The organism is Methylobacterium sp. CCH5-D2, assembly GCF_001556475.1.
Classification (GTDB): Bacteria; Pseudomonadota; Alphaproteobacteria; order Rhizobiales; family Beijerinckiaceae; genus Methylobacterium; species Methylobacterium hispanicum.
This window is the reverse complement of the sequence record NZ_LSIX01000520.1, coordinates 1-7,272: the sequence shown is the minus strand read 5'-3', so window position 1 is coordinate 7,272 and position 7,272 is coordinate 1. Positions and strand designations below refer to the sequence as shown.

Annotated in this window: 7 protein-coding genes; 1 reads left to right on the top strand and 6 read right to left on the bottom strand. The window is 76.4% G+C overall.

What is annotated here, in order from left to right; all coding sequences use genetic code 11:
• Window positions 1-846, bottom strand: an 846-nt coding sequence (gene cbiE / locus AX737_RS13325; protein ID WP_066922059.1) for a precorrin-6y C5,15-methyltransferase (decarboxylating) subunit CbiE, incomplete at its 3' end; no start/stop codon positions are given.
• Here cbiE and AX737_RS13320 point away from each other — a divergent pair.
• Window positions 845-1,576, top strand: a complete 732-nt coding sequence (locus tag AX737_RS13320; RefSeq protein ID WP_082773027.1) for a cobalt-precorrin-6A reductase — start codon at window positions 845-847, stop codon at window positions 1,574-1,576. The two genes, cbiE and AX737_RS13320, sit on opposite strands and share 2 nt — an antisense overlap.
• Window positions 1,577-1,770: 194 nt before the next feature.
• Here AX737_RS13320 and cobJ read toward each other — a convergent pair whose 3' ends face one another.
• The 5 genes from cobJ to AX737_RS13295 form a co-directional block, all read right to left on the bottom strand.
• The gene (gene cobJ, locus AX737_RS13315) at window positions 1,771-2,529 is read right to left on the bottom strand and encodes a precorrin-3B C(17)-methyltransferase (protein ID WP_066922055.1); all 759 of its coding nucleotides are present in this window, start codon (window positions 2,527-2,529) and stop codon (window positions 1,771-1,773) included.
• A complete protein-coding gene (locus tag AX737_RS13310; protein ID WP_066922053.1) occupies window positions 2,526-3,311 on the bottom strand; it encodes a precorrin-2 C(20)-methyltransferase in 786 nt (261 codons plus the stop codon). Before AX737_RS13310 ends, cobJ begins: the two co-directional genes overlap by 4 nt.
• Complete coding sequence (locus AX737_RS13305) at window positions 3,311-3,943, bottom strand: precorrin-8X methylmutase (RefSeq protein ID WP_066922052.1); 633 nt, start codon at window positions 3,941-3,943, stop codon at window positions 3,311-3,313. The genes AX737_RS13310 and AX737_RS13305 overlap by 1 nt, the downstream gene beginning before the upstream one ends.
• A complete protein-coding gene (gene cobG / locus AX737_RS13300) occupies window positions 3,940-5,316 on the bottom strand; it encodes a precorrin-3B synthase (RefSeq protein ID WP_066922050.1) in 1,377 nt (458 codons plus the stop codon). The genes AX737_RS13305 and cobG overlap by 4 nt, the downstream gene beginning before the upstream one ends.
• Window positions 5,313-7,272: cobaltochelatase subunit CobN (locus AX737_RS13295; RefSeq protein WP_197430568.1), on the bottom strand; the 1,960-nt coding region annotated here is incomplete at its 5' end. The genes cobG and AX737_RS13295, both read right to left, overlap by 4 nt.

Sequence of the window (7,272 nt, the reverse complement as noted above, 5' to 3'; positions counted from 1 at the left end):
CCACTCGATCGCGACCGAGCCGGCGCCGCCGCCGACGTCCCAGAGCCGCCCGCCGCGGCGGGGGGCCAGAGCCGCGAGCGTGACGGCGCGGATCTCGGCCTTGGTGAGCTGGCCGTCGTTCTCGAACAGCGCGTCGGGCAGGCCGGGGCTGAGCGCCAGGACCCGCGCGCCGGGATCGGCCTCGACCGCCACCGCCAGCGTGTTGAGCGGGTCGATCCCCGCGAGGTCGAACCGCTCGGCCGTGGCCCCGCGCACCCGCTCGCGCGGGCCGCCCATCGCCTCGAGCACGATCAGCCGCGAGCGACCGAAGCCGCGCTCGGTGAGCAGGGCGGCGACGCGGGCCGGGGTGGTGCCGTCCCAGGAGAGGACGAGCAGGCGCGCGCCGGGCTGCAGATGCGGCAGGATCAGCGGCAGCGCCCGGCCGTGCAGCGTCAGGCAGGCGCAGTCCGGCAGCGACCAGCCGAGCCGCGCGCAGGCGAGGCTGAAGGCCGAGGGCTGCGGGTAGGCGCGGAACTCACCCGGCGGCACCAGCCGGGCGATCTCGGCGCCGATTCCGTAGTGGAACGGGTCGCCGGTGGCGAGGATGCAGGTCGGGCGGCCGCGCCGCGCCAGGATCTCCGGGTAGGCCGCATCGATCGGGCTCGGCCAGGCGCGGGTCTCGGCCCGCAGCGGGCCGGCCAGCGCGAGGTGGCGGCGCCCACCCCAGACCATCTCGGCGGCGTCGAGCGCGGCGGCGGCGGCGGGGCTCAGCCCGGCGCGCCCGTCCTCGCCGATGCCGACGATGGCGAGCCAGGGGCTCGACGAAGGGCTCGACGGCGCCTCAGGCGCGGGCGAGAAGGCGGCCATGCGCATCCTCATCCTGGGCGGAACGACCGAGGCGAGCGCGCTCGCCCGGGCGCTCGGCCATCGCCGCGACCTCGCCTGCACGCTCTCGCTCGCCGGCCGCACGGCCGATCCGAAACCCCTGCCGTTGCCGATGCGGGTCGGCGGCTTCGGCGGACCGGAGGGGCTGGCGGCCTATCTGCGGGCGGAGGGCGTCGAGCGCCTGATCGACGCGACGCATCCCTTCGCCGCCCGGATCAGCCGCAGCGCCGCGCTCGCCGCCGAGGCCGCCGGCGTGCGGCTTCTCGCAGTACGGCGCCCGGCCTGGGCGCGGGAGCCGGGCGACGACTGGCGCGAGGTCGCGAGCGTGCCGGAGGCCGCCGACGCGATCGGCGCGACGCCCCGCACGGTGTTCGTGACGGTGGGCCGCAACGAGGCCGGCGCCTTCGCGCGCGCGCCGCAGCACGCCTACCTCGTCCGCACGATCGAGCCGCTCGACGGGGTGCTGCCGGTGCCGCACCTCACCGAGATCCGGGCACGCGGGCCCTTCGGTGCGGAGGCGGAGGCCGCGTTCATGCGGGAGCGGGGGGTGGAGGTTCTGGTCAGCAAGAATGCCGGCGGCCCGGCGACCTACGGAAAGATCGCGGCGGCCCGGGCGCTCGGGCTGCCGGTGGTGATGGTGCGGCGGCCCGAGAAGCCGGCGGTGACCTGCGTGGACGACGCGGCCGGCGCCCTGCGCTGGCTGGAAGGCTAGGCGCGACGCCATCCCTCCCCCCTCTGCGGGGGAGGGCACCCTGCGAAGCAGGCGGGGAGAGGGGACCCCAGCTTCAGGAACCGGCGCGGCCTGCATGCAGGGCACGGCCCCATCCTGAAGCGGAGGCCCCTCTCCCGTCACCCTTCGGGTGCCACCCTCCCCCGCAGAGGGGGGAGGAAGATCGCGCGGGGTCGTCATCGCGCCGCGACGCTGCGCGGCGTGTAGACGAACGGCAGCCCCTCGGCCCGCGGGATCAGCCGCGTCGCCGAGGCGCCGATGATGACCAGCGTCGCCATGTCGGCGGGCGCGTCGCGCGCCTCCGCCAGAGTCATCACCCGCAGAGCCTCGTCCGGCCGGGTCACGGCGCGGGCGAAGACGACGGGGGTATCGGCGGCCCGGATCTCCGCGGCGATCCCCAATGCCGCGCCGAGCTGCCAGGGCCGGGCGCGCGAGATCGGGTTGTAGAGCGCCACCACGAGGTCGGCGCGCAGCACGGCTTCCAACCGCGCCGTGATGACGTCCCAGGGCTTGAGGTTGTCGGACAGCGAGAGCGCGCAGAAATCGCCCCCGAGCGGGGCGCCGAGGCGGGCAGCCGCCGCCAGCATCGCGGTGATGCCGGGCTCGACCGTGATGGCGAGGTCGCGCCACGCCGGCTCGCCCTGCTCCAGCGCCTCGAACACGGCCGCCGCCATGGCGAACACGCCCGGATCGCCGCCGGAGACCACCGCGACGCGTCGCCCCGAGGCCGCGAGTTCCAGCGCGTGGCGGGCGCGGTCCACCTCGACGCGGTTGTCGCTGGCGTGCCGCACGAGGCCCGGCCGCTCGGGCACGCGCGCGACGTAGGGGATGTACCCGATCAGGTCCTCGGCCGCGTCGAGGGCGCGGCGGGCCGATTCGGTCAGCAGCGAGGGGTCTCCGGGACCGAGGCCGACGACGGTGAGGCTGCCGCTCACGGGCGCCGTCCCTCGCCGGGCACAAGCACCATCGAGAAGTAGGGTGCCTCGTCGTCGGCCTTCTCGGCGAGCGGCACCACGCGCTCGCCCGCCATGGTGCCGCGCTCGACGTAGACCGCGCGGGCGAGCAGCCCCGCGGCGTCGAGCGCGGCGCGCACCTTCGGCAGGTGGCGGCCGAGCTTCATCACCACCGCCGCGTCGGTGCCGCGCAGGCGTTCGGCGAGCGCCTCGGCCGGCAGGGTGGCGGGCAGGACGGTGAGCACGTCGTCGCCCCAGGTGATCGGCGTGCCGGCCCGCGTCCAGCAGCCCGACATGCCGGTGACGCCCGGCACCACCTCGACCGGGAAGCGGTCCTTCAGGCGGCGCCAGAGATGCATGAACGAGCCGTAGAAGAAGGGATCGCCCTCCGACAGGATCGCCACGTCGCGGCCGGCGCCGAGATGGTCGGCGAGCTGGCCGGCCGCATCGTCGTAGAAGCCGGCGAGCGCGGCCACGTAGTCCGGATGCTCGGGGTGCAGCTCGGTCGTGTAGGGGTAGGCCAGCGCCATCTCGCGGGCGGGGTCGCGCACCACCGCGTCCGCGATGGTGCGGGCGTTGCCCCGCTTCCCCCGCTTGCAGAAATGGACCAGCACGGGAGCCCGCTCCAGCACCCGCAGGGCGCGAAGAGTCAGGTATTCGGGGTCGCCCGGCCCCATGCCGACGCCGTAGAGCGTGCCGGTGGTGACGCCGGCCGGCGCCTCCGCTGGATCCAGGATCGCCGGATCGATGCCGCCGGCCTCCATCACTCGACCTCGCAGGCGAGGGCGTTGACGGCCGCCGCCGTCATGGCGCTGCCGCCGCGACGACCGTGGACGACGCAGAAGGGGACGCGGCCGTCGCGGGCGAGCGCCTCCTTGGATTCCGCCGCGCCCACGAACCCGACCGGGATGCCGATCACCGCGGCCGGCGCGCCGACGCCCGCGTCGAGCAGTTCGAGCAAGCGGAACAGGGCGGTGGGCGCGTTGCCGACGGCCACGACGCTGCCCGGCAGGTGCTCGCGCCACAGCTCCATCGCGGCGGCCGAGCGGGTGTTGCCCATCTCGGCGGCCAGCCCCGGCACGCGCGGGTCACCGAGCGTGCAGATCACCGGGTTGTTCGCGGGCAGGCGCGCGCGGGTGACGCCGTCGGCCACCATGCGCACGTCGCAGAGGATCGGCGCGCCGGCCTTGAGCGCGGCCTCGCCTGCTGCCGCGAAATCCTCCGACATCGCGACGTCGCGGGGCAGGTCGGTCATGCCGCAGGCGTGGATCATCCGCACGACCACGCGCTCGGCCGTGCCCGACCAGCGGGCGAGGTCGGATTCGGCGCGGATCATCGCGAAGGATCGGGCGTAGATCGCGCTCCCGTCGCGCAGGTAGTCGAGGCGCGCGCTCATGGTCTGGTCCTGAACAGGTCTTCGAGGTTGGCCGTTTGCGCCCCTCTTACGCGCTCCAGGGCCGCCTCGATAGTCAGCCATTCGACGGGCGCGTCGCCGGGGGCGCCGTCTGGCACGACGCCGTAGCGGCCCGCGTGGCCGACGAGGGTGAGGTCGCGGCGGCGCGGCTCGGCGCAGCCCTTGGCGCAGCCGGAGACGTGCGCGGTGAGCCCCCTGGCCGCGAAGGGCCGGAAGGCCTCGGCGAGGCGTGCGGCGTCGGCGTGGGTCGGGGTCGAGCCGGAGGCGCAAGCGGGCGCGCCGGGGCAGGCCGCGACCGCGCGGCGCGGGTCGTGCGCGTCGGTGATGAAGTCGGCCGCGAGGCGCGCCAGCGCCTCGGCGGCCCGGGCCGGATCGACCGCGAGGACGACGCCGCGGCTGGGGCTGAGGCGGATGTCGCGGGCGCCGGCCCAGTCCGCGATCGCGGCGAGACGCAGGAGCGCGTCGGCGGTGCTGCGGCCGAAGGGGGCGTCGGCGGTGACGGCCGCCCTCCCTCCTCCCTCTGCGGGGGAGGGTACCCTGCGAAGCAGGGGGGACCGGGACGAAGTCCCGCACGAGGGGACCACAGCTTCAGGGTCGGGCTGCAACTCGCATGAAGGTCGCGCCTCTCTCGGAAGCGTCGCCCCCTCGCCCGTCACCCTTCGGGTGCGACCCTCCCCCGCAGAGGGGGGAGAGAGAGACGCGCGCTCGATGTCGGACAGATCGCGGACGCGCCGGGCGCCGGTTCGGGCAAAGGCCGCGAGCAGGGCGGCGACCGTCTCCGGCACCGCGTCTTCCGGCCAGACGCCGAGCCCGAGCGGCGCCCCGCCCGTGGCGAGGGCGATCTCCGCCCGGCCCGGCGCCACCGCCCGCACGTGGATGTCGGCCTCCGCATCCGGCAGGGTGCAGCGCCCGCCGGCCTCAACCGCCACCAGCGTCTTGGCCGGCAGCGGCGCGACGGCGCGACCCAGAGCCTCGATCCGCGCGGCGAGCGTCGACCCGTCCACCAGCGCCTCCGGGTCGAGGCCGCAGAGGGGGCTCGTCAGAGTCAGCCGCTGCGGCCCGCCGTCGTGGCGGACGTCGCCGAGGCCCACGTCCGTGAGCGCCGCCGCGAGAGGTTCGCGCGTCGCCTCCTGCACGCCGCGGATCTGGAGGTTGGCCCGCGCCGTGATGTCGACATGGCCGTTGCCGTAGCGGGACGCCGCCTCCGCGACCGCGCGCAGTTGGGCGAGCGAGAGGATGCCGAGCGGCGGGTGGACGCGGGCCAGGAGCCCGTCGCCGGTCGGCATCGGCCGGGCGAGGCCCGGGCACCAGCCGCGGCGGCTCGGGGCCGCGGGCAGGGCGCGGCGGGCGCTCACTCGGCGGCCTCCGGCATGAGGGCGTCCGCCGGCATCGCGTTGCGGCGGGAGACCCAGAGCCCGCGGGCGCGCGCCTCGTCGAAGCGCTCGAGGATCGCGCGCAGGGCGTCGGGGTTGGCCGCGCGCAGGGCCTCGAAGACCGCCGGATCCGCGATCCAGGCGCCGTAGAGCCGATCGAGATCGGCGTGGGACACCGCGTCCGTCGCGGCGGCCAGCACGAAGACCGCGTCGAGCCCCTGCGCCAATTCCTGCGCACCGCGGTAGCCGTGCCGGAGCTGGCCGGCGATCCAGGCGGGCTCGGCGAGCCGCGCCCGGATCAGCCGGGCGACGTCCTGGCGGGCGGTGCGCGCCCGCGGGCGCTCGGGGTCGGACACATCGAGGCTGTAGAGGGCGGGCGCGGCGCCGGTGAGGGCGGCGGCGGCCGAAAGGCCGCCCATCGCGTCGGCGGCGGCGTCGCCATCGAGAAGGTCGCGCTCGGCCACGTCGAAGGCGTGGAGGTAGGCGTCGGCGCGCGCCACCCGGTCGGCGAAGGCCGCCGAGGAGGCGGGCGCGTCGCCGTAGGCGTGGTCGCTCGCCGCGAGGTAGGCCCGGCCGAGGTCGGCGCGGGTCGCCCAGGCGCCGTCGAGCGCCGTCTCGGCCGCACCCGCGCCGTAGCGGCCGGGGGCGGCACCGAAGACCCTGGCCGGATCCTCGCCCCGGCGGCGGGCGGCCGCGAGCGGGTTGTCCTCGTCGGGCTCCTCGCGGGCCGCGACCGCACGGGCCGCGCGGTCGAGGAGCGCCAGCGTGTCCGGGAAGGTGTCGCGGAAGGCGCCCGAGATCCGCACCGTCACGTCGATGCGGGGGCGCCCGAGGAGCGCCGGCGGCAGCACCTCGAAGCCGGTGACCCGGGTCGAGGCGTGGTCCCAGAGCGGGCGCGCACCCATCAGGTGGAGGGCGTGCGCCACGTCCTCGCCGCCGGTGCGCAGCGTCGGTGAGGCCCAGAGGTCCATCACGACCCGCTCGGGGTAGGCGCCCTCGTCCTGCAGGTAGCGGGTGACGACGGCCTCCGCGGCCTTGGCGCCCAGCGTCGCCGCGGCGCGGGTCGGGATGGCGCGCGGATCGAGCGTGGTGAGGTTGCGGCCCGTGGGCAGCACGTCGGCGCGACCTCGCGCGGGTGAGCCAGAGGGACCCGGCGCGACGAACCGCCCGTCGAGGGCCGCCAGCAAAGCGGCCCGCTCGGCCTCCGCGCTCGCCCGGCGGGCGGGCGCGGCGTCGGCCGGAGCGCGGCCGAAGACGTGGAGACCGTCGCGGAACGCGGTCTCGCCGAGGTCGCAGAGATGCGCGTCGAGCGCGGCCAGCGCCTCCGGCATCGGCGCACCGGGTGCGATCCCGGCGCCCGCGAGGTGGCCGAGCGCGTCCGCCTCCTCGAGGATCGCGCGGGCGATCAGGTCGGCCCGGCGCGGGTCGAGGACGCTCGCGGCGGCGTACTCCTCCACCTGCTCGCGCAGCCGCATGGTCTGCGGGTCGCGCCCGCCGCGCTGGATCTCCGGGGTGAGGTGGCCGAGCGCGATCCCGCCGAGCCGGCGCTTCAGCGGCGCGGCCTCGCCCGGATCGTCGACGATGAACGGATAGATCACCGGCAGCGCGCCGACCGCGAGCGCCGGCCAGCAGGTGGGCGCCAAGGCGACCGCCTTGCCGGGCAGCCACTCGGTGGTGCCGTGGGTGCCGAGATGGATCAGGGCGTCGAAACCTTCCTGCAGTCCCAGGTAGAAGGCGAGGTAGGCATGCGTCGGCGGCTCGTCGGGATCGTGGTAGCCGGCCTTGCGGTCGAGGGCACGGCCGCGGTCGGGCTGGAGGAAGATGCAGAGCCCACCGCTCCCTCCCCCCTCTGTGGGAGAGGGAGCGGTGGGCTCTGTGGAGGGGGCAAGGGTCACGGCGACGGTCGGAAAGCGAAATGCCCCGTCGTGGCAGGCGGGG